At 50.5% G+C, this 574-nt stretch carries 1 protein-coding gene; it reads left to right on the top strand.

What is annotated here, in order from left to right; translation table 11 throughout:
- Positions 1-574 (top strand): hypothetical protein (locus ACFIL3_RS11100; protein WP_375682307.1); only part of this gene is annotated, 574 nt, incomplete at both ends.

The raw sequence follows: 574 nt of genomic DNA, 5'->3' as shown, positions 1-574 counted from the left end.
CAAGCGGTATTGGGAGTGATGGTCAACAGTCAGCGACGGGTTCTTTGCATTTACAGGCAGCAAAGCTTGAGGCGGGGAATGGGCGGATAGCCGCCGGTGATCTTTTAGAGATCCAAGCAGCAACAATTGATCTGAGCCGCATGCAAGACAATGATCAAACAGGGGTTTCTTCCCTTGGCGATCTGACCATTAAAACCAATCAAATCAGCGCTTTAAACAACCATATTGGTGCCAAGGGGAATATTGTCTTGAGCGCCGATGATGCGCTCACTGTAGGCGCTGGACATTATAGCGCCGGCGGCTCTCTTTTGGTGGAAGCAGCAGAGCTTACATCACGCGCGCGCTTAGTGGCAGAGCAAAAAATTGACCTTTATGCGCATCACGGTGCCCTGATCCAAGAAGGCACTGTCTGGTCTAATGGGAAGATAACGCTGGATGCCCATGGTGCCCTCAATCACACGGGTGATATTGTCAGCATGCAGCAGGTTGCCTTGACAGCGGGGGGCATGCTCACAACCTCTCAAGAGAGCACGATTTTAAGTTATGATGTGGTTTTAAGTGCTGATGCTTTAAC

The sequence above is a fragment of the Bartonella sp. CE47NXGY genome, from assembly GCF_042195415.1.
Taxonomy (GTDB): domain Bacteria; phylum Pseudomonadota; class Alphaproteobacteria; order Rhizobiales; family Rhizobiaceae; genus Bartonella.
This window is presented reverse-complemented; position numbering and strand designations above follow the sequence as displayed.